18 protein-coding genes are annotated in these 18,993 nt (G+C 49.3%); 11 read left to right on the forward strand and 7 right to left on the reverse strand.

Annotated elements, in window-relative coordinates; all coding sequences use genetic code 11:
• Window positions 1–37: 37 nt before the first annotated feature.
• Window positions 38–2,155, reverse strand: coding sequence for a TonB-dependent siderophore receptor (locus ACG1BZ_RS10710; protein WP_413665626.1), 2,118 nt, complete (start codon window positions 2,153–2,155; stop codon window positions 38–40).
• 224 nt (window positions 2,156–2,379) lie between these two features.
• Between ACG1BZ_RS10710 and ACG1BZ_RS10715 the strand changes: the two genes are divergently transcribed.
• Window positions 2,380–2,880 carry a GNAT family N-acetyltransferase gene (locus ACG1BZ_RS10715; protein ID WP_413665627.1) on the forward strand — a complete coding sequence of 167 codons (501 nt, stop codon included), beginning with the start codon at window positions 2,380–2,382 and terminating at the stop codon, window positions 2,878–2,880.
• 37 nt (window positions 2,881–2,917) lie between these two features.
• Window positions 2,918–3,472, forward strand: coding sequence for an RNA 2'-phosphotransferase (locus ACG1BZ_RS10720; RefSeq protein ID WP_413665628.1), 555 nt, complete (start codon window positions 2,918–2,920; stop codon window positions 3,470–3,472).
• Window positions 3,473–3,639: 167 nt separating this feature from the next.
• Here the strand turns inward: ACG1BZ_RS10720 and ACG1BZ_RS10725 are convergent, their stop codons facing one another.
• A complete protein-coding gene (locus ACG1BZ_RS10725; RefSeq protein WP_413665629.1) occupies window positions 3,640–3,909 on the reverse strand; it encodes a DUF1330 domain-containing protein in 270 nt (89 codons plus the stop codon).
• A gap of 600 nt (window positions 3,910–4,509) precedes the next feature.
• On the opposite strand from ACG1BZ_RS10725, the gene ACG1BZ_RS10730 reads away from it, so the two are divergent.
• Window positions 4,510–5,193, forward strand: a complete 684-nt coding sequence (locus ACG1BZ_RS10730; RefSeq protein WP_413665630.1) for a hypothetical protein — start codon at window positions 4,510–4,512, stop codon at window positions 5,191–5,193.
• A gap of 83 nt (window positions 5,194–5,276) precedes the next feature.
• On the opposite strand, the gene ACG1BZ_RS10735 is transcribed toward ACG1BZ_RS10730, so the two are convergent.
• Entirely contained in the window at window positions 5,277–5,654 is a 378-nt protein-coding gene (locus ACG1BZ_RS10735) for a hypothetical protein (RefSeq protein ID WP_413665631.1), read from the reverse strand.
• Window positions 5,655–6,337: 683 nt separating this feature from the next.
• On the opposite strand from ACG1BZ_RS10735, the gene ACG1BZ_RS10740 reads away from it, so the two are divergent.
• A complete protein-coding gene (locus ACG1BZ_RS10740; RefSeq protein ID WP_413665632.1) occupies window positions 6,338–8,299 on the forward strand; it encodes a GMC family oxidoreductase in 1,962 nt (653 codons plus the stop codon).
• 46 nt (window positions 8,300–8,345) lie between these two features.
• Here the strand turns inward: ACG1BZ_RS10740 and asnS are convergent, their stop codons facing one another.
• From asnS to ACG1BZ_RS10755, 3 genes are all read right to left on the reverse strand, one after another.
• Window positions 8,346–9,752: an asparagine--tRNA ligase gene (asnS, locus tag ACG1BZ_RS10745; protein WP_282932626.1), complete on the reverse strand. Its 1,407-nt coding sequence runs from the start codon at window positions 9,750–9,752 to the stop codon at window positions 8,346–8,348.
• 199 nt (window positions 9,753–9,951) lie between these two features.
• Window positions 9,952–10,425 carry a L,D-transpeptidase family protein gene (locus tag ACG1BZ_RS10750; RefSeq protein ID WP_413665633.1) on the reverse strand — a complete coding sequence of 158 codons (474 nt, stop codon included), beginning with the start codon at window positions 10,423–10,425 and terminating at the stop codon, window positions 9,952–9,954.
• Between the two features lie 167 nt (window positions 10,426–10,592).
• Entirely contained in the window at window positions 10,593–10,889 is a 297-nt protein-coding gene (locus ACG1BZ_RS10755; protein WP_282932628.1) for a hypothetical protein, read from the reverse strand.
• A gap of 262 nt (window positions 10,890–11,151) precedes the next feature.
• Between ACG1BZ_RS10755 and ACG1BZ_RS10760 the strand changes: the two genes are divergently transcribed.
• The 5 genes from ACG1BZ_RS10760 (at window position 11,152) to ACG1BZ_RS10780 (ending at window position 16,575) form a co-directional block, all read left to right on the forward strand.
• On the forward strand, window positions 11,152–12,786 hold the full coding sequence (locus tag ACG1BZ_RS10760) for an alpha/beta hydrolase (RefSeq protein ID WP_413665634.1): 1,635 nt from the start codon (window positions 11,152–11,154) through the stop codon (window positions 12,784–12,786).
• Window positions 12,787–12,837: 51 nt separating this feature from the next.
• Window positions 12,838–14,079: a lipoprotein-releasing ABC transporter permease subunit gene (locus tag ACG1BZ_RS10765; RefSeq protein ID WP_413665635.1), complete on the forward strand. Its 1,242-nt coding sequence runs from the start codon at window positions 12,838–12,840 to the stop codon at window positions 14,077–14,079.
• Between the two features lie 69 nt (window positions 14,080–14,148).
• Window positions 14,149–14,901: a lipoprotein-releasing ABC transporter ATP-binding protein LolD gene (gene lolD, locus ACG1BZ_RS10770; protein ID WP_413665861.1), complete on the forward strand. Its 753-nt coding sequence runs from the start codon at window positions 14,149–14,151 to the stop codon at window positions 14,899–14,901.
• Complete coding sequence (locus tag ACG1BZ_RS10775) at window positions 14,894–16,153, forward strand: lipoprotein-releasing ABC transporter permease subunit (RefSeq protein WP_413665636.1); 1,260 nt, start codon at window positions 14,894–14,896, stop codon at window positions 16,151–16,153. Before lolD ends, ACG1BZ_RS10775 begins: the two co-directional genes overlap by 8 nt.
• 50 nt (window positions 16,154–16,203) lie before the next feature.
• Window positions 16,204–16,575, forward strand: coding sequence for a hypothetical protein (locus ACG1BZ_RS10780; RefSeq protein ID WP_413665637.1), 372 nt, complete (start codon window positions 16,204–16,206; stop codon window positions 16,573–16,575).
• On the opposite strand, the gene ACG1BZ_RS10785 is transcribed toward ACG1BZ_RS10780, so the two are convergent.
• Window positions 16,572–17,096 carry a DUF2062 domain-containing protein gene (locus tag ACG1BZ_RS10785; RefSeq protein WP_413665638.1) on the reverse strand — a complete coding sequence of 175 codons (525 nt, stop codon included), beginning with the start codon at window positions 17,094–17,096 and terminating at the stop codon, window positions 16,572–16,574. The two genes, ACG1BZ_RS10780 and ACG1BZ_RS10785, sit on opposite strands and share 4 nt — an antisense overlap.
• A gap of 312 nt (window positions 17,097–17,408) precedes the next feature.
• Between ACG1BZ_RS10785 and ACG1BZ_RS10790 the strand changes: the two genes are divergently transcribed.
• Both ACG1BZ_RS10790 and prpB read left to right on the forward strand, forming a co-directional pair.
• The gene (locus ACG1BZ_RS10790; RefSeq protein ID WP_282932633.1) at window positions 17,409–18,089 is read left to right on the forward strand and encodes a GntR family transcriptional regulator; all 681 of its coding nucleotides are present in this window, start codon (window positions 17,409–17,411) and stop codon (window positions 18,087–18,089) included.
• A 3-nt stretch (window positions 18,090–18,092) separates the two neighbouring features.
• On the forward strand, window positions 18,093–18,971 hold the full coding sequence (gene prpB, locus ACG1BZ_RS10795) for a methylisocitrate lyase (protein WP_413665639.1): 879 nt from the start codon (window positions 18,093–18,095) through the stop codon (window positions 18,969–18,971).
• Window positions 18,972–18,993 lie beyond the last annotated feature (22 nt).

Below are 18,993 nucleotides of genomic sequence, written 5' to 3' on the forward strand. Positions count from 1 at the left end.
GCCAGTGGAAATCCGCTGACGATAAATTGCTAGGTCGCTAAAAGTCATAGGAAAGCTGGGCGATTAGCTCTCGTGGTTGGCCGGGAAAATGTCCTTGCCGCTCATTAAAACCGCTCACTGCATACGTTTTATTCAAAAGGTTTTTCACGTTGATACTCAGCTGAATATCATCCCAGCGAGTTGCCCAGCTGGCATCGAGTACAGTGTAGGCCTTTACTTTTTGATCATCGAAGCTTATTTGATCGCTCACATAGTCGGCACCAATGGCAAATGCTGAGTCCCATATACTGAGGTCATAGCGGGCCCACAAGCCTGCTTGGTGCTTGGGTGCATTTACGAACTGACCTGAGTCTGACACGTTGCGTGAGTCACCCTCAGCGATATACGTATCGTTGTACGCATAATTAGCTGTTATGCTGAGTCTCTCAGTTATGTCACCGACTAAGGTGAACTCGCTTCCACCACTTTGAACCTGCCCGAGGTTGATAATTTCGGCTTCATTCGGGGTCTCATCGGCACTGATATAGGCGGGGTTACTTTGGGCCATATTTGCTTTTTTTATCTGATAGAAGGCTAGAGTGGTCAGGATACGCCCATCCAGCCATTCCTTCTTCACACCAATCTCCACTTGACTGCCAGTACTGGGTTCAAGCTCCTCGGCGCCGCCCTCAAAGTCGTCTGCGCTCACCGGATTAAAGCTCTGGGAGTAATTTGCATAGAGGGATAGTGTATCTACGGGCTTATAAGTGATGCCTGTACGGTAGCTTGCATCATTATCTTTGTAGCTATTGCCGCTTTCTTTTTCAGTTTCGTCGAACTGATCAAGGCGCGCACCTAGCATCCAGAACCACTGATTGGTCAATTCCACAGTATCCTGGATATAAATGCTGGTACGGATGCTGGCCGTACCATCCTTATTCATATTGATAAGGTTGTAAGTTGACGGGTCAGTTATGCCGTAGTTGAGTTCGTAGATGTTGAGGTTTGTAACACCGTCTGCTCCAGGGCGCGCTCGCCAATAGTCATATTTTGTATCAACATCATGATAGTCACCACCAAGCAAAATCTGATGATTCATACCTGAAATGTCTGTGTCATACACAAAGTCCAAAGTAAGGCTCAGCTCTTCATTTGCCCGGTACTGATCGCGGTACTCACGGCGGATGGTTCCATCTTCAGCATTGGCCATTCCATCACCATTGATGTCTACCCAACCGCGTGATTCGTGATAAGCCTGCTCCCTTTCATTTTCCATGTAACGCAATGTTGCGTTAAAGTTCAGGCTATCTGTCACCTTATGCTTGACTTTAGTTCGAAGAACCAAGGCTTTTAGGTTTTGATAATCAGATTTTTCGTTGGTGTTGTAGGAGGGATCTACCAGGAATTTGCCGTCATCATTAACGGGTACGCCGCGCAAGCGGTTACCGCCTAGGTTTTGTTCTATGTGCTCGAAGGTGGTTGTCAGGTGAGTGTCTGCTGAGAGGTCAAATAGTAGTCCCCCGGCAAGTTCAATGTTCTCGCTATTCGCATTATTGCGAAAGCTATCTTGAGATTCATAGAAGCCTCCTAAACGATAGGCGATATTTCCAGTTACACCGCCTGTTAGCTCGATAGAAGCTCCTTTTAGCGATTCGCTTCCGGAGGTGACTGTCAATTCACGGCCTTCATCGAAGGTTGGCCTCTTGGAGGTGTAGTTAATCATTCCTCCGGGCTCACCGCCGCCATAGAGGGCGGAGGATGGCCCTTTTAGTACCTCGATGCGCGCTACATTTGATACTTGAGGAACACTAAACCCCGAATAGGGATCGCTGCGGACTCCATCGTAAAATATATTTTTATTGTCTCGAAATCCCCGAAATGTGACTCCGGAATAGCTGAATTCACTAACTCCTGCGATGGAGCGGTACAAGTCAGTGATATCGCGGGCAGCCTGGTCTTCAATAAGCTGTTCACTTAGTACCTGAGCAGACATCGCAATATTTAATAAGTCTGCGTCTGTTTTAGTTCCAACTTGTGTATGAGAGTCCAGATAAAATTGTTGGGCTCTACCAATAACTTCAACTTCTTCTACCGTTTGAGTTACTTCCTGGGCAGACACCAACGCAGCAGGGGCTAGTGAGGCCCATACTGCCAAGTTGAGTTGTTGAGGGTACATATTGATAGAATTCCGTACAAATAGGGTCGATTATAATTGATAATGGCTGTCATTTTTGAGATGTAGTAATAAATGTGAAGCAGTCGCAGGAAGCTAAAAAGCTATTGTGCCGATTGGAGAGTAGGCAGGAATAGTTGATAGCTGAGAACCCTAGCTTTCAACAAAGCATTGATTTTCATTGAAAGGGTGTCAGTAATAGGTTAAGGAATTGATGGTTTGTCCGAATGATTGAATTAAGAAACATTGAAAAGAATGATGAAGCACTACTGGTTGAGTACTTAAATGATGAGTCAGTGCTTAAGTATTTGTCATCGAGAATTCCTCACCCTTATACATTGGAAGATGCTGCTTGGTGGGTTGATAAAGGTTGTGGGAAGGAAGGGGTTGTAAAGGCAATAGAGTACAGAGGGGCCTTTTGCGGGATTATAAGTATGCGCGAGCAGCTGTTTGAGCATTCTCACTCCGGTGAGGTTGGATATTGGGTTGCGCGAGAATTTTGGGGGAGAGGAATTGCTACTATTGCTTTGACTCAGTTTACTCGTGAGATTTTTTCTTCACAAAATATTGTCAGGCTTTATGCCTCTGTCTTTTCTGGAAATGTCGGATCAATGAAGGTTTTACAGAAGGCGGGGTATAAGCATGAAGGGACTTTAAGCTGCTCAGTAAAAAAAGGGGGTATTTATTTTGATGAGTACATTTTCGCCAAGGTGAATGTCCCATCATAAAATTTCGAGTTATATTCTTAGTTGTGGAATATTAGAATTGAACAGAGATACTGAATTCAGTAGAGAGCTGAGTAGGATATCAAAATACTTCAGCTACCTGCTCAGGCATGAGCCTGAAGCCATCGGCTTGTTTATGGATGAGAATGGATGGGTGGCAGTTGATGAGTTGATTCAGAAAACTGTAGACTTTGAGCTAAACAGGGATTTGGTTTCTGTCGTTGTGGAAACCAATGATAAGCAGCGGTTTTCTATAAGTGATGATGGTCTTTCTATCAGAGCCAATCAGGGACATTCTGTAGATATTAATTTACATTTAAGCCCCCTTGAGCCACCAGGTGCGCTTCTCCATGGCACTGCAGAGCGTTTTGTTGAAGATATCCTCGCGCAAGGACTGAAGAAAATGCAAAGGCACCATGTTCACCTGTCAGAATCCGAGGCAGTTGCTCGATCTGTTGGGGCCAGGTATGGCAAGCCCGTACTGTTAAGGGTGGAGGCTAAATCCATGCATCGAGATGGTTTTGATTTTTATCGCTCTGCTAATAATGTGTGGTTGGTTGATCATGTGCCAGTCAAGTATATGAAGTTACTTTAAAGGCAGGGGTTATCAGTATTGTTATATGGGTACTGTTAGTGGAGAGATACTCTAGAGTCAGCTTATTTATAAAGGAAGAGCCATTGATCAAGATACACCCCTTGAATGGATAGGCCTATTGGGGGTGAAGATAGCTTTATAAATTTTTATGCCATAATAAGGAATAATTATAATTTTTCTGTATACCAAATTTTTGGAGTTACAAGCACGCCAGCCTTTTTTCTAGATTCTTCAAGCTCACTACTATTGACAAACTTGATAGCATGCTCCTTCGAAGGAAACTCATGGATCACTGTTACATTGTGATGGTTGTCAATCTCTCGATATACAGATGTAGCTGTAGCGCCCATTTGCTTCACTATAGGCATAAACTCTTCTAGCACTCTGTGCCATTCGTTGAAGTCCTTAACATTCGCGTGCATAAATAGATGTATCATATGGATACCAGTTGGTCAGTAGATGCTGCGTGTTATACAACCTTGTGAATAGTTATAGTAGTTAGCTATTCAGGGTCAAGTTTTAAAAAGGTTCCCAATAGTAGCCTTCGGGCCGCAAAGGAGATGTTTGGCTGGTAGTTGGAGTCGGTTGTTATGATAGGCCTTTAAATTTACTAATTGTATGGAGTCAGGGGATTTGACTTAAATAGTGTGGTTAGTAAAACGCTATTTTGTGAGTCAACCTTTGTCCCTTATTGCTCTGCCTACTTTCTAATTAAATCCACGGGAAAAGTGCAAGCTTCGTATATTGCTATTTAATTGTGTGCGATGAGGTGAACCCAAATGGGTACGATTGTTTTGTTTTGGGTTTCTTATAAGGCTCCCGTCTAAAAATAGTAATTTTAACTTATTGATTAGCTTTTCTGAGTAAGTGTATCTTTCTATTTGTTCCTGCCCATTAATGAAAACAGATAGCCTGGCGGTGATTTTCGCAATGTGGCGTGTATCTACTGTGTTGAAATTTTCTGGTACCGATAGATAGTGATACCAAGATTTGATTTTTAGTGCATATTGAAATTTGAGCTTTTTCTGGGGGAGCTTATGGATCTGACTATTTCTATTTTAGGGCATGGACTTACAGCTATCGCGGCTCTTTTGGCAATTCATGGGAAAACATGGGATGAAACCCAAATTGGCCTGAAAAGGGTAACCAGGATAGGCGGTGTTGCAGCCGGGGTGGCAGTTGTTGGTCTGGCGCTTTCAATCTTTCAGACTATCGATAAGCATCAGGAAAAAACTGCTTATAAGGAATATGCAATTTCAAAAATTGAAAAGGGGTGGAGCAATCTTTTTGTTCCCTTTGAGGCGCTCCACTACCAGGTGACAGGCTTGAAACCCAAAAAGGGGGAGCACCTGGAGTTTGCCGAGTTGGTATTGAAGGAAAATCTATTGGCCAGCTTTGATAAGGTGGACTTTAAAGAAGTTCATCGATTCCCCAAGTTTGGGACAGTTGGGAATATGGTTTGTGCACAAACACTTTCAGGTATGGGGGCGGTTTCCAGATATATTGAAGAGTACTCAGATCATTTGGATTTAGAAATCAAGGCTTCGGTAGAAGAGTTGCAGTTAATGCCTGCTTTTTCCACACTAATACGATTTGGCGGCTGTCCCGGTATTAAGGGGCGCTCAGTCAACGATCCTGATCGTTATCAGGGGAAATTTGATACTCCGGAAATGCGAGCTTACATCAGGAAGCTAATCGCATTTCAGAAATTAATAGGCTAGGGGGTAAGTGCTTAGTGGAGAGATAGCAAAACGGTAGCTCAATAGCATACCGTTTTGCAGTCGGCCGTGATCAGGGTCATATATCAGACGGCTCGACCTTGCTTCTTGAATATTGTGATGGCGCTGATAGTGAGCTCCTTGACTAAAGCCTCAAATTTTTGCAACGGCATATTTCTAGCCGGAGCAATATTCAATAGGTGCTCGCTGACTTGAACGAGTTTCAACCCTTTGGGGGGGTGAATGTGGGCGGGAAATCTACAAACCCAGCCTGTTAGTGGTAGTTTGTTGATAGCTTCTCTATCGAGAGCTTGAATTCCTTTGCCGTTGGCAATGATTACTTCGATATCATCAAGGTGGGTGGTATCAATGTTTTGTGGTTTTCTTGGTGTTGAGTTAGGTTTTCTAAAACTCTCGAGTTTTAAAAGTTCTTCGTAGGTGATATAGAGCTCTTTTCCAGACATTCTGATCTCCTTCTCACGGTCATCAACTAAAACTTGTGTCCGATGCTCCTGAGCATTTTGGGTTGAATCGGATCGCTTTTATTTTTTAGTGTTTATTAATCTAGTTGTTATTCCAAAAATCGCAATCAAATTCGATGATTGCATCATATAGACAGATTGATACTTTGGGCAATGTTTTAAGCTCTCAATAGGGGGGCTAAGAATATTCCAGCGACTGATTGTGTAGAAAATTCACGAAAACCGCCATTGTGAGTTGAGTTTGTTACTTGCCGGACTGGGTAATTTATTATTTTAAGCGTTGGTGTAATGCTTAAAATAATAAACTGCCTTGCAGTTATTCAAATTTATTTATATTTCCTTTTTGAGGTGGTGCTTGAAGGTTTATCTGGTTGGTTGAATTTTGAATCGTGAACTCTGGTTTTGGCTAGCTTAAAAACTTGTTTGCCTTTTTATTTGATGCCTCACAGGTGCTTCTCTTCTGGAGTTTTCAGGTGGAATGGGAGAGGTTTATTTAATTTCATTTAAGAAGTCTTGCGTCGATATATCTTTTAGGCATGTGATACATCCTGGCGCTGGTAAGTAGGTCGAGTTTTAGATTAAAGCAATCCCTGTAAGACAGAATTGCAAAAGCTGGCGTGCATAATGCTTATCTCGGATACAACCTATAAAAATGGATAAGCACTATGGAAGAGAAGGATTCGATTGACAAAAAAGTGTCGAGTAAAAAAATTAGCCGTAGAAATTTCACTAAAGGGGCGATGCAACTGGGAATTGCTGCCAGCGCGGCTTCAACAGGATTGGTTTCCGCTCTCTCAATGTTGGATCGGAATTTCTATGATCAATATGACTACGTGATTATTGGGTCGGGTGCGGGTGGGGGGCCATTAGCGGTAAATTTGGCAAAGGCGGGATTTTCTGTTTTGGTGTTGGAAGCTGGTGCTGATGACCCCAGTGATGACACCCATAATATTCCAGCATGGCACCCCTTTGCGTCTGAAGACCCCAAATTGAGCTGGGACTTTTTTGTTAAGCATTATGCGGATATCAATCAGCAGCAACTGGACGAAAAATATGTTTCCGGGAAGGGAATCCTCTACCCACGGGCGAGTACTATCGGTGGTTGTACCACGCACCATGCACTGATTACGGTCTATCCACATAACAATGATTTTGACCGCATAGCACGGGATACAGGGGATATTTCCTGGGATAGCGCAAATATGCGGCGATATTTTGAGCGTTTAGAGCGTTGTGAATATGTGCCCCGCCCAATTTTCTCCAACCCATCCCGCCACGGTTTTGATGGTTGGCTGCCTACGAATCGCGGCAACCCCGCGTTATTGCTGGAAGACCCGGCGATCTTGAAAGTTGCCCAGGCTGCGCTGGCCAAATATGGGCTCGAAGGGGCCTTGGAAAAAATTATCAGCGGCAATCTTCGCCTGGATATCAATCATTGGGACGTGGCCAGTGGCCAGGAAGGGCCTTTTATCGCCCCTATGGCAGCAGATAGTCGAAACCGCCGTACCAGTGTGCGCGAATACCTCTTGGATACCCAGTCAGTTTACCCAAACTTGCTTCATATTCGTACAAATTCACTGGCAACTCGTGTGTTGTTTGAGGGGAATACTGCTGTTGGGGTGGAGTTTTTAGAGGGGGCGAGCCTGTATAAGGCAGACCCTTACCATGACGAAAGTGGTACTGCCGGAGTCTTGAGGCAAGTGCGGGCAAATCGCGAGGTTATCTTGTCTGGAGGGGCCTTCAATAGCCCGCAACTTCTCAAGTTGTCGGGAATTGGTCCCGCCCATGAGCTCCGAGATCACGGCATAGAGCCCCTGGTAGATCTGCCTGGGGTAGGAGAGAACCTCCAGGATCGCTATGAGGTCGGAATCGTTAGTGAGATGAGTGAGGATCTTGCCCTTCTTAAAGATTGCACTTGGGGAGAGGGGAATGATCCATGCTTAAATCGCTATCGCTATGGTTGGTTCAATCAGGGGCCCTACAGTGGAAATGGTCCGGTACTGTCTCTGGTTAAACGTTCCAAGCCGGAGCTGGAAGATCCCGACTTGTTTATTTTCGGAGTGCCCTCCGACTTCCACGGCTACTTTCCCGGGTACTCCCAGGCATTGCGGGACTACAAAGACCGTTTCTCCTGGATTGTACTGAAAGGCCATACGAACAATACCGCCGGGCGTGTGACCCTGCAATCTGCTGATCCCAGGGACACACCTGAAATCAATTTCCACTATTTTGGTGAGGGTAATGATGCTCTGGGAGAAGACCTTCAGGCAGTTGTTGAGGGGGTAAAAATTTCCAGGGATATTATGTCGGGCCCTATTGTGAGCAAGCAGGTCTCCAGGGAATTATTGCCCGGTAATGAGGTTCAGTCAGATCAGCAAATTGGCGATTTTGTTAAGAACCAAGCTTGGGGACATCACGCTTCCTGTTCCAATAAAATGGGGCCTGCCAGTGATCCTATGGCAGTTGTCGACAGTAAATTCCGGGTTCACGGCACCAATAATTTAAGGGTGGTGGATGCTTCGGTATTCCCCCGAATCCCCGGTTTCTTCATTGTGGTGCCGGTCTATATGATCAGTGAAAAGGCGAGCGATGACATCATTGCTACAGCAAGTGGGCTGAGCGCTTGAAGATTTGTATGTGAAATAAAAAGCCCCGCGTTGCGGGGCTTTTTATTTAGAACGAGATGTTCTTCGGTGTGCGCGGGAAGGGGATTACATCGCGGATGTTGCCCATGCCGGTCACGTAGGACACGATACGATCAAAGCCCAGGCCAAAGCCCGCATGAGGCACTGTACCGTAGCGGCGCAGGTCGCGGTACCAGTCCAGGTGTTCCTTGGGTACATTCATTTCATCCATACGCTCATCGAGCTTCTCCAAACGCTCTTCACGTTGGGCGCCGCCGATAATTTCGCCGATTCCCGGTGCCAGAACGTCCATTGCGGCAACAGTTTTACCATCGTCGTTCATGCGCATGTAGAAGGCTTTAATATCCTTCGGATAGTTCATCACGATAACTGGCTTTTTGAAGTGCTTCTCTGCCAGGTAGCGCTCGTGCTCAGAGGCCAAATCAATACCCCAGGATACGGGGAACTCGAACTTCTCTTTGCAGCTTTCCAGGATTTCAATCGCTTCGGAGTAGTTGATGCGGGCGAAATCGTTGTCGACGATATTCTCCAGGCGGCTGATAGCCTCCTTGTCGATGCGCTGGGCAAAGAAGGCCATATCATCGGCACGCTCTTCCAGTACCGCCTTGGATACATACTTCAGCATTTGCTCAGAGAGATCGGCTACATCTGCCAGGTCTGCAAAGGCAACTTCCGGCTCAACCATCCAGAACTCTGCCAGGTGGCGAGTGGTATTGGAGTTTTCTGCACGGAAGGTGGGGCCGAAGGTGTACACCTTGGACATGGCCAGGCAGTAGCTCTCAACATTCAGCTGGCCGGATACAGTGAGGAAGCTCTCTTCGCCGAAGAAGTCCTTGCTGTAGTCCACTGCACCTTTATCTGTGCGCGGTAAGTTCTCCATATCCAGGGTACTGACCCGGAACATCTCGCCAGCACCTTCACAGTCAGAAGCGGTGAGAATTGGGGTGTGCACGTAGAGGAAGCCGTTCTCGTGATAAAAACGGTGAATCGCTTGGGCGATACAGTTACGTACGCGGGCTACGGCACCACTGACATTGGTGCGCGGGCGCAGGTGAGCGTGTTCGCGCAAGTGCTCCATAGTGTGGCGCTTGGGGGACATGGGATAGGTATCCGGGTCTTCCACCCAGCCGACAACCTGGACTTCGGTGGCGAGCAGTTCGATAGACTGTCCCTTGCCTTCGGATGGTTTGATGGTACCGAGGATATCTACCGCGCAGCCGGTAGTCAGGCGCTGCACTTCTGACTGGTAATTGTGCAGGTGATTCTCAGCAACGACCTGGATCGGATCAAAGCAGCTGCCGTCGTGTACGGCCAGGAAAGAGAGGCCGGCTTTGGAGTCGCGGCGGGTTCTGATCCAGCCTTGAACGCGGACTTCTTCGCCCTCGCGACCGCTGGATTTCAATAGGCTATCTACGGATTCGACTTTTACTGTCATTTTCTATCGGTTTCTCATTAGTCCGGAAGGTGGTGTTCTGTCAGCTTGCCTAAAAGTTGACCACCCCACCAAGGTGAAGTTACGGCGGGCATATTGACTGGTTGTAGAGGGGAAATCCAGTCCCTTGGCTATCGGGCAGCTCTTCAAAATCTCCCTAAGGACTTTGAAGAGCTGTTATGGCCTCTATATTGGTGATGTCTCACCAGCGGATTGCAATGGGGGTGCCGATTTTTACGAGAGCCATAAACTCATCCATCTCGTCATTGGTAAGGGCAATGCAACCATCAGTCCAGTTAAAACGTTGGGTGATTGGAGCGAGCCAGCCCAGTCGATTGCGCTGGCCATGGACCATAATGAAGCCACCTGGCGAGACTCCCCGAGCCTCAGCTTGAGCGCGGTCTTCGGCATTGGGGTAGGAGATATGCATTGCCCGATAATAAGAGGAGTCTTCTTTTTTGTGGTCCAGCGTGTAGTGTCCCTCGGGGGTTTTTTCATCGCCTTCCTGCTGCTTGTGTCCTTGGGGTTGCCCGCCGAAGGCTACATGGTAGCTCTTTATAACCTTGTCGCCATCGAGCAAGAGCATTTTGTTTTCGGACTTAATCACTTCCACCAGGGTGACTTCAGCCTGGGCAATAGTGGTTAATGTAAAAAGCAGAATGGCGATATAGCGCACGGCTTGTAACTCCAGTTGGAGGTGGTTGATTCAGGTTGCTGTGATCTTAAATTTCCGAATCAGCAAAAGGGCGGGGCTGAATTATCTTGCAGCTGCAGCTAGAGTGGGGTGCTTCACTTTGGGTGAGGCAGGCAGCTTCAGTTGAGCGCCTGCCAGGATGTGCTAGATCAGCCGCTGGGTTTTTTCACTGTGTGTAGGACGGTGTCCTGTTCAAAGAAAACGTAGAACTCGCCGTATTCCCAGCGCGTGATAGCGGGTTCGCCAATTGGCCCCTCAATACCAAGGGGTTCTCCCAGGCGTGAGGTCACATCATGTTTTTTAAGCCCACGGACTTCTTCAATGGTGAGCTCCCCACCCTGGGTGCCTACGGGTACTTCAATGGTTGTCGCCTGAGCGCCAAAAGTAAGAAGTAGTGCCATTGAGCCAGCGAGACAATTCAATCCGCTGCGGAGTCTGCTGAACATTTTTTGTTCTCCGGTGTAGATGTTCCATTAGCCGTCCCATTAAAACAGAATTTCCGCCAATGCTCCTGTTCTTCTTCACGTTTTCGCGCCAAAAATAGAAACAAATGCGCCTCTTTGGAATATTTGGTGCAATGAGTTGGCGCCTATATTCTTGCAGCGTTATTACTTCGAGTTTTGAATCGATTGAGCAGCAGAGGGTGGCTGATTGCCGAGGCGCCTATGCTAGGCTGTTAATTATGCTTGGCTTGTCGAGCGGACAAGAATGAGGCTGGTTAATACCTTTTCAATTCTCGGCCTTCTTATTGGTTCTATCTGCTTTGCGCTCTCCCTTACGCCATCCCTTATTCCTCGCAGTGATGTAATGCAGGGAATACTGGGCGGCGTTGCATTCTTTGTCGGCTATGTTTTCGGCGTCTTTCTGAGTTGGCTTTGGAAATACCTGGGTATCCCCAATCTGCCGATTTCCACATGGCAAAGACGTCTATTTGATCGAAGTGTATTAGCCGTATGTCTCCTTCTTTTTCTTGTTTCTCTCTGGCAGGGAGTGAAGTGGCAGAACTCTATCCGCGCCCTTATGGGGATGGAGCAGGTTGGTACCGTAGAGCCTATTACGATCGCTGTAATATCTCTCCTCATGTTCCTGGTGTTGTGGTGCTTGGGAAAAGGGTTTCAGAGAATAGTTCTCCTGGTGGCCTGCTATGTGGAGCAGCATGTGCCCGAGCGAGTGGCGATGCTTGTGGGTGTGTTGGCGGCTGTGCTCCTTTACTGGGCTGTTTTTAATGGGGTGCTGTTGAAAGCAGGTTTGCATGTGATTTCATCGACCTATCAGCGGCTAGATAATTCTTATGCGAAAAGTATTCCCCCTCCGGCAGACCCCAATCTTCCTGGTGGCGCCAATTCGCTGATTAAGTGGGATGACATTGGCAATCAAGGGCGCCGGTTCTTAACGCTGGGGCCGACAGCGGAAGAAATAAAAGAGGTGGCTGGTTCTGCAGTACAGCCCATCAGGGTTTTCGTTGGCCTTGATAGTGCTGTGACGCCCATGAAGAGCGCTCAGTTGGCGCTGGAGGAATTAAAGCGGGTTGGTGCATTCCAGCGTGAGATCTTGTTAGTGGCAACTCCAACCGGCGCCGGCTGGGTTGATCCCGGTGCCGTAAATTCTTTAGAGTTTTTGTATCGAGGTAATACCGCCACTGTTGCGGCGCAGTACTCCTATTTATCCAGCCCGATAGCGCTGATGGCAGATGATTCTGAGGGGCTTGAGTCGGCGCGAGCACTGTTTAAGGTCATTTATGATTATTGGACGGAGTTGCCAGAAGATGAGCGGCCCCGAGTTTACTTGTTTGGCCTCAGTCTTGGTGCTCAACTTTCCGAAGACTCCTTCGACTTCTATGACATTATCGATGACCCGATTGATGGAGCCCTTTGGGCTGGGCCGCCCCTCGGTGTAGGCATGTGGAGCCGGATTGTCAGAAATCGAGATCCGGGCACTCCCGCCTGGCTGCCAGAGTTCAAAGGGGGGGAGGTGGTGCGCTTTGGTAATCAGTACGGAGGCTATATTGGTCGTGAGCCATGGGGTGAGTTCAGGATTGCATTTTTGCAGCACGCCAGTGACCCGATAGTATTCTTTAGTGTGCGCTGGGCGCTGGAAAGGCCCGACTGGTTGAACCATCCCAGAGGACCTGATGTATCGCCGGATCTCCAGTGGTACCCTCTAGTTACCGGATTGCAGCTACTGGCAGACTTAAATGTAGGGCTCGCTCCGTTATCTTTTGGCCATCGGTATACCCCGTGGGGATACACCTTGGCGTGGCTCGCCCTTACAGAGCCGGAGGAGTGGGATGAAGAGGCGTTGAAGCGCCTGAAGGCCCAGCTCAAGACTTACAACGTTCGGTAAACTTGCCTAAATCTTTGGATTTCCTGACGTTTTTCCGTTTAAATCGACCCTATGTTAAAACCTGTTCCCCTATTTATTGGTCTGCGCTACGTGGCTGCCCGCCGCAGGCAGCAGTTTATTTCCTTTATCAATGGCTTTTCTCTACTAGGGATGGCCCTTGGTGTTTTTGCGTTGATCGTTGTCGCTTCTGTTATGAACGGCTTCGATCGTGAGCTTAAAACCCGAATACTAAGTGTTGTACCTCACGGCTTTATAGAGCGGGAAGGCGGTCTTGTGGACTGGGAGACACCTGCACGGCAGTTGGAAGCTCAGCCACATGTCGAAGCGACCAGCCCTTTTGTGAATGGCTACGCCCTTTTGAGTGCTCATGGCAGCAGTCACGGTGCCCAGTTCCAAGGTGTGGAACCGCAAGCGCTGCGCAAGGTGTCTACCGTCGGTGAGCATATGGTGATGGGTAACCTGGATTTGCTCGAGCCCCGCAGCTACGGGGTGGTTCTGGGACGAATCCTTGCCCATCAGCTCAATGTGATTCCCGGAGATTCGGTAATACTGACCCTGCCAGAAGTCAGCGTGACCCCCGCCGGTATATTCCCCAGAACAAAGCGTTTCACGGTTGCCGGTGTTTTCTCTGTGGGTGCGCAGGTGGATCAGAATCTCGCGCTGATCAATATTGAAGATGCTGCGCGCCTGACCCGGATGACGGGTAAGGTCCAGGGGCTGCAGTTGCGCTTTGACGATATGGACAATGCGCTGGGACTTGTTTCTGTTTATGCAGATGAGCTGGGCGAAGGTTTTCAGGGTGAAGATTGGGGGGATTCCCAGGGAAGTCTTTTCCAGGCAGTTAAAATGGAAAAGACCGTTGTCACATTGATGCTGATGATCATTGTCGCCGTGGCCGCATTCAATATTGTCTCCGCATTAGTACTGATGGTTGCGGATAAGCGCTCCGATATTGCAGTGTTGCGAACATTGGGGCTGACCTCCCGTCAGATTATGGCGGTATTTGTGATTCAGGGCAGTGCCATTGGCATTATCGGCGCTTTTGCCGGTGCTGTTTTAGGCATCGTGATAGCGATGAATCTGACTGAAATGGTGACCTGGATTGAGTCGGTGGTAGGCGTCAAAATATTTGATCCCCGTGTTTTCTTTGTTAGTTACCTGCCTTCTGAATTTCGCGTCGGCGATGCGGTAGTGGTGTTAACGGCAGCAATTTGTATGAGTCTGTTGGCAACGATATTTCCTGCCTGGCGAGCGGCACAGATTGAGCCAGCGGAAGCTTTGCGTTACGAATAATTTATATAAATCCATGGCCGATCTGTTGTTGGCGTGATTTATAGATGTTGAGAGACAGCGAATAGTTTGATGAACAGTCGAGTGGAAATAGATACGGAAAAAGCACAGCCAGCTCCGGCCCCGGATGGTGCTGTTTTGGCTTGTCGGCAATTGCGCAAACATTATCGCCAGGGAGGTCGGGATCTGGAGGTTCTGAGTGGTGTTGAGCTTGAGGTAAAGCGGGGCGAGAAATTGGCCATCGTCGGCGCTTCGGGCTCTGGTAAATCGACACTGCTCAACTTGCTTGGTGGCCTCGATACTCCAAGCTCCGGTGAGGTCTGGGTTGCGGGTAAGAATCTCGCTGAACTCAACGCCAATGAGCGGGGTTGGTTGAGAAATAGCAGTCTCGGTTTTGTATACCAGTTTCACCATTTGCTTAACGAGTTTTCCGCCCTGGAAAATGTCGCCATGCCATTACTGATCGGCAAGCGTTCAGTTGCCGAAGCTCGCAAAGAGGCCGAGGCCATGCTCACGGCGGTAGGCCTGGGTGAACGCATGGGGCACAAGCCATCACAGCTTTCTGGCGGTGAACGGCAACGGGTGGCCATTGCCCGGGCACTGGTGACAAGACCCGCCTGTGTTTTGATGGATGAGCCCACCGGCAATCTGGATCGGGCTACGGGGGCAGAGATCCACAAATTGATGGATCGCTTGAATCAGGAGATGGGAATTAGCTTTGTGATCGTTACCCATGACCCGGATCTGGCGGCGGCCCTGGATCGCTGTCTGCATCTGATCGATGGGCGGCTGACCGCTGACTGGCACCAGGGTGATCATGTTTAAGCCACTTCCCGCTTATATTGGGCTTCGCTATGCCGGTGCCCAGCGCAGAAATGACGATTCGGCCGGTTTGGTCTCATTCATTTCCGGTTTATCGATGATTGGTTTGATCCTCGGTGTTGCCTTGATGATTGTGGTGATGTCGGTGATGAATGGTTTTGACCGGGAGTTGCGCGAGCGAATCCTGGGAATCATGCCCCATGTCACTATTTACAACGGGAGCCCTGATGTGGATTGGGCCCAGTTGCGCCAACAATTGGTTTCCGACCCTGCGGTTCTCTCCGCGGCAGAAGTGTGGCAGGTCAATGCGCTTGCCAAGCGTGGGGCTGAAGTGACGCCGCTGTTGGTGCAGGGGGTCAACCCGGAGACAATTACCGAAGTCTCCAATATCGGGGACTTTCTTGAATCCTCATCCTTCGATGCCTTGCTTGATCCGTCTGAACCGGGTGTGGTTCTGGGTAAAGGGCTCGCGGAAAAGTTGGGGGTTGAGGCGGGTGATTACCTTTCCCTGATTGTGCCAAATAACGATAGTGCCACCGGTGCACGCAAGGCAGCCCGGGTTGCTGGATTTAAAGTGGCGCAGGTTTTTCACTCTGGCACTGTATTGGACCAATCTCTCGCCTTGGTTTCCTGGCAGCAGGCCAGGACTCTGGCTGGAGGTAGCGGTGGGGCAGGGGTCCAGTTACGGGTCAATGAAATGCTCGAGGCCAACTGGATTATGCGGCGTCTTCTGCAAGACTTGCCTCGGGGCAATTTCTACGGTACTGATTGGAGCCGAACCCACGGCAATCTCTACCAGGCTATTCAAATGTCCCGCAACCTGGTGGGGTTACTGGTTTTCCTGATTATTGCGATTGCCGCTTTTAATGTGGTTTCCACTTTGGTAATGGTGGTCATCGATAAGCATGCTGATATCGCCATCCTCCGCACTATGGGTGCCAGTACCCGGCAGATTTTGCTGACTTTTGTGAGTCAGGGGGCGTTGGTCGGGCTTGTGGGGGCTGTAGTTGGCGGTGCGTTGGGGGTGTTAGGCTCCCTGACGGTGACCAAATTGGTAGCGGGGCTGGAATCAATGCTCGGCATTCAGTTCCTAAAGTCTGATGTCTATCCCGTGGATTATTTGCCGTCCCAGTTGGTATGGGCAGACGTGGCACTGGTTGTGGCGGCGGGCTTTCTGCTTAGCTTGCTGGCAACTTTGTATCCGGCCTTTAAGGCCAGCCGGGTTCAGCCGGCAGCGGCCTTGCGCAATGAGTAACTCGGGCTGGGCTTTTGGGTAGGGTCTCAATTTTCAGAAGATATCTGCCGGTGCCCGCCGCAATTTTGGCTTGGGTGCTGGCTGCCTGTTTTACCTTGATGCTGAATGGGTGGTACCTACGGGTATTTTGTCCGCCTGATATGAGTGGTGGTTCCGTTTGCTACGCAGAGGGGTGGGAGATCTGGCCCATTTGGATTGTTTCACTGGGAGCGGTGCTTTCAGCGTTTATGGTGGTGTGGGCGGCCGCGTTGGCTGCGGCTACCGCTAAAATTAAGGTGGCCCGCAAGGCTTTATTTGTTGGAGCTATTGCAGCTCTGGTGCTAGGTGCTCTTACCGAGTATTACCTGCAGGCATTGCTGGCAATTGCCTCAGGGGCTTTTGCCTGTTGGTGCCTGCAGAGGGTTTACAGTGGGAAAAGTTAACTGACCGCTGATCGCCTTTGGATTCGCAATTTCCATCTTTTCACAACGTGCCAGCGCCAGAGGGCACGCATGGCAAAATAGGCCACTGTCGCGAAGAATGCCCCGGCAATCAGAGAACCGGTAAATAGTGGCAGCCAGATCTTCCCGACTTCACTGGTCAACCATTCCCACGACAGTTCGATGCTGAAATCCACCGGTGGCGCCCCCAGAACCCAGGCGCCGAGCTTGTAAGTGCTAAAGAAAATAGCCGGCATGGTGATCGGGTTACTGATCCATACAAGAATCATCGACAAAGGTAGATTGCAGCGCAGCCAAAGTGCGAGCAGGGCGGCAATAACCATTTGCCCTGGCAAAGGGAGGAAGCTGGTAAATACGCCAACCGCAAATGCGACCGAGACTGAGTGTCGGTTCAAATGAAAAAGGTTGGGGTCGTGGAGAAGAGTCCCCAGAAATTTGAGGCCGTTGTTGGCTCTAACTTCTTCGGGGCTTGGCAGCCATCGCCTGATAATACTCTTCGGCATAACTCTGTCTGTAACCTGGGTGGTGGCAGCCTAAAACAAGCGCTGTTCCGAGGCCTGGATATTCTTTCTGTGGGATTTTCCCTAAGCCCCAAATAAAGCATAGAGCGCTCGCGTTAGTCGAACAGGCTCATCTGGCGCGGGCGCTATTATGCCCACTTAAACATGGCAAGACTACTGCTCTGTTGAAAGTCACCTATTTTGCCCTATTGTCAACAATCCTTAATGTTTAATCGGGGATGCCTGCAGTTGACGAGAGAATGCTGGTGATTTAATGTCATGCCCCATTAAGATTGTCGACAATCCAGGTCTTGCATGACTGTAGTTGGTACTGCCGGTTCAGCTTCAGAGGAGCGTCAAAGCCTTGCTGAACGCTTATTTCTGACTTTGCGCGCTGAAATTGTGGAGGGGCAAATCGCCTCTGGCAGCAAAATTAGCGAGCCGGAACTTGCGCGTCGCTTTAATGCCAGTCGCGGGAGTTTGCGCGAAGCAGTGATGCGCCTGGAGTCTTTGGGACTGCTGGAACGTAAGGTCAATGTCGGAGCCCGGGTTGTAGAGTTAAGTGAGCGCGGCTTACTGGAACTCTATGAAGTTCGCGAAGCCCTCGAGGGTATGGCTTGCCGTCTGGCAGCGGAACAGCGCACCGAGGAAGACCTGGTCGAGCTGCGCCAAATGCTCTATCACCATGAGCAGCAGGAAGAGCTGCAGGCCGGTAAGGCGTACTTCCAGCCGGAAGGGGATTTTGATTTTCATTTCCGTATCGTGCAGGCATCAAAGAATGATCTTCTGATCGATACCCTGTGCAATCGACTTTATTACCGTGTTCGTATGTATCGCTACCAGTTGGGGATGGCCAGTCCCCGGGCCCAGCGGGCTTTCCGCGAGCACAATCATATTATTGAGGCCATTGAGGCCGGGGATGGTGAGCTGGCGGAGCTGTTAATGCGCCGGCATATCCGCGCCTCGAGAATAAACATTGAAAAGAAACTGAGGTAGAGCATGAGCCAAAAGCCTTCTGCTGGCGCGCGTTTCCGCGCTGCACTCGCCGAGAATCAACCGCTGCAAGTGGTTGGTACCATCAACGCCTATTCCGCCATTATGGCCGAACGTATTGGTCACAAGGCGATTTACCTGTCTGGCGCCGGTGTTGCCAACGCCTCCTACGGTCTGCCGGACTTGGGTATGACCAGTCTCGATAATGTACTGGAGGATGTGCGCCGTATAACTGCTGCCAGTGAGTTGCCGCTTTTAGTGGATATCGATACTGGTTGGGGCGGCGCTTTCAACATTTCCCGCACCATTAAAGAGATGATCCGCGCTGGTGCCGCTGCGGTACACATCGAAGATCAGGTAGCGCAGAAGCGCTGTGGCCATCGCCCGAATAAAGAGATTGTTTCCAAGCAGGAGATGGTCGACCGTATCAAAGCGGCAGTAGATGCCCGTACCGATGACGATTTCTTTGTAATGGCTCGCACTGATGCCTTTGCACAGGAAGGACTCGATGCGGCTATTGAACGCGCCCAGGCCTGTATTGAGGCTGGTGCCGACGGCATTTTTGCAGAAGCGGTTACTGAGTTGGAGCACTATCGTGCCTTTAAAGATGCGCTAAATGTGCCGATTTTGGCGAATATTACCGAATTTGGTAAAACCAAGCTGTATAACGCCAAAGATTTGGGCGAAGCGGGCGCAGATATCGTACTGTATCCACTGTCGGCGTTCCGTGCGATGAACCGCGCGGCGGAAAATGTTTATACCAGTATCCTGCAAAATGGCGATCAGCAAGCGGTTGTCGACACCATGCAGACTCGTGAGGAGCTGTACGATTACCTGAATTATCACGAGTTTGAACAGAAGCTGGACGAACTTTTCAATAAGTAGGCATTACGGAGTTATTCAGAGG

Origin of the sequence: Microbulbifer sp. CNSA002, from assembly GCF_047324085.1 — a bacterium.
In the GTDB taxonomy this organism is placed as follows: Bacteria; Pseudomonadota; Gammaproteobacteria; order Pseudomonadales; family Cellvibrionaceae; genus Microbulbifer.

Excerpts from the sequence above, each read along its gene's own strand:
- ACG1BZ_RS10710 (WP_413665626.1), bottom strand. The coding sequence starts at position 2,155 with ATGTACCCTCAACAACTCAACTTGGCAGTATGGGCCTCACTAGCCCCT.
- ACG1BZ_RS10755 (WP_282932628.1), bottom strand. The coding sequence starts at position 10,889 with ATGTTCAGCAGACTCCGCAGCGGATTGAATTGTCTCGCTGGCTCAATG.
- ACG1BZ_RS10790 (WP_282932633.1), top strand. The coding sequence starts at position 17,409 with ATGACTGTAGTTGGTACTGCCGGTTCAGCTTCAGAGGAGCGTCAAAGC.
- prpB (WP_413665639.1), top strand. The coding sequence starts at position 18,093 with ATGAGCCAAAAGCCTTCTGCTGGCGCGCGTTTCCGCGCTGCACTCGCC.
- ACG1BZ_RS10765 (WP_413665635.1), top strand. The coding sequence starts at position 12,838 with ATGTTAAAACCTGTTCCCCTATTTATTGGTCTGCGCTACGTGGCTGCC.
- ACG1BZ_RS10715 (WP_413665627.1), top strand. The coding sequence starts at position 2,380 with ATGATTGAATTAAGAAACATTGAAAAGAATGATGAAGCACTACTGGTT.
- ACG1BZ_RS10730 (WP_413665630.1), top strand. The coding sequence starts at position 4,510 with ATGGATCTGACTATTTCTATTTTAGGGCATGGACTTACAGCTATCGCG.
- asnS (WP_282932626.1), bottom strand. The coding sequence starts at position 9,752 with ATGACAGTAAAAGTCGAATCCGTAGATAGCCTATTGAAATCCAGCGGT.
- ACG1BZ_RS10760 (WP_413665634.1), top strand. The coding sequence starts at position 11,152 with ATGAGGCTGGTTAATACCTTTTCAATTCTCGGCCTTCTTATTGGTTCT.
- ACG1BZ_RS10740 (WP_413665632.1), top strand. The coding sequence starts at position 6,338 with ATGGAAGAGAAGGATTCGATTGACAAAAAAGTGTCGAGTAAAAAAATT.
- ACG1BZ_RS10735 (WP_413665631.1), bottom strand. The coding sequence starts at position 5,654 with ATGTCTGGAAAAGAGCTCTATATCACCTACGAAGAACTTTTAAAACTC.
- ACG1BZ_RS10725 (WP_413665629.1), bottom strand. The coding sequence starts at position 3,909 with ATGATACATCTATTTATGCACGCGAATGTTAAGGACTTCAACGAATGG.
- lolD (WP_413665861.1), top strand. The coding sequence starts at position 14,149 with ATGAACAGTCGAGTGGAAATAGATACGGAAAAAGCACAGCCAGCTCCG.
- ACG1BZ_RS10785 (WP_413665638.1), bottom strand. The coding sequence starts at position 17,096 with ATGCCGAAGAGTATTATCAGGCGATGGCTGCCAAGCCCCGAAGAAGTT.
- ACG1BZ_RS10775 (WP_413665636.1), top strand. The coding sequence starts at position 14,894 with ATGTTTAAGCCACTTCCCGCTTATATTGGGCTTCGCTATGCCGGTGCC.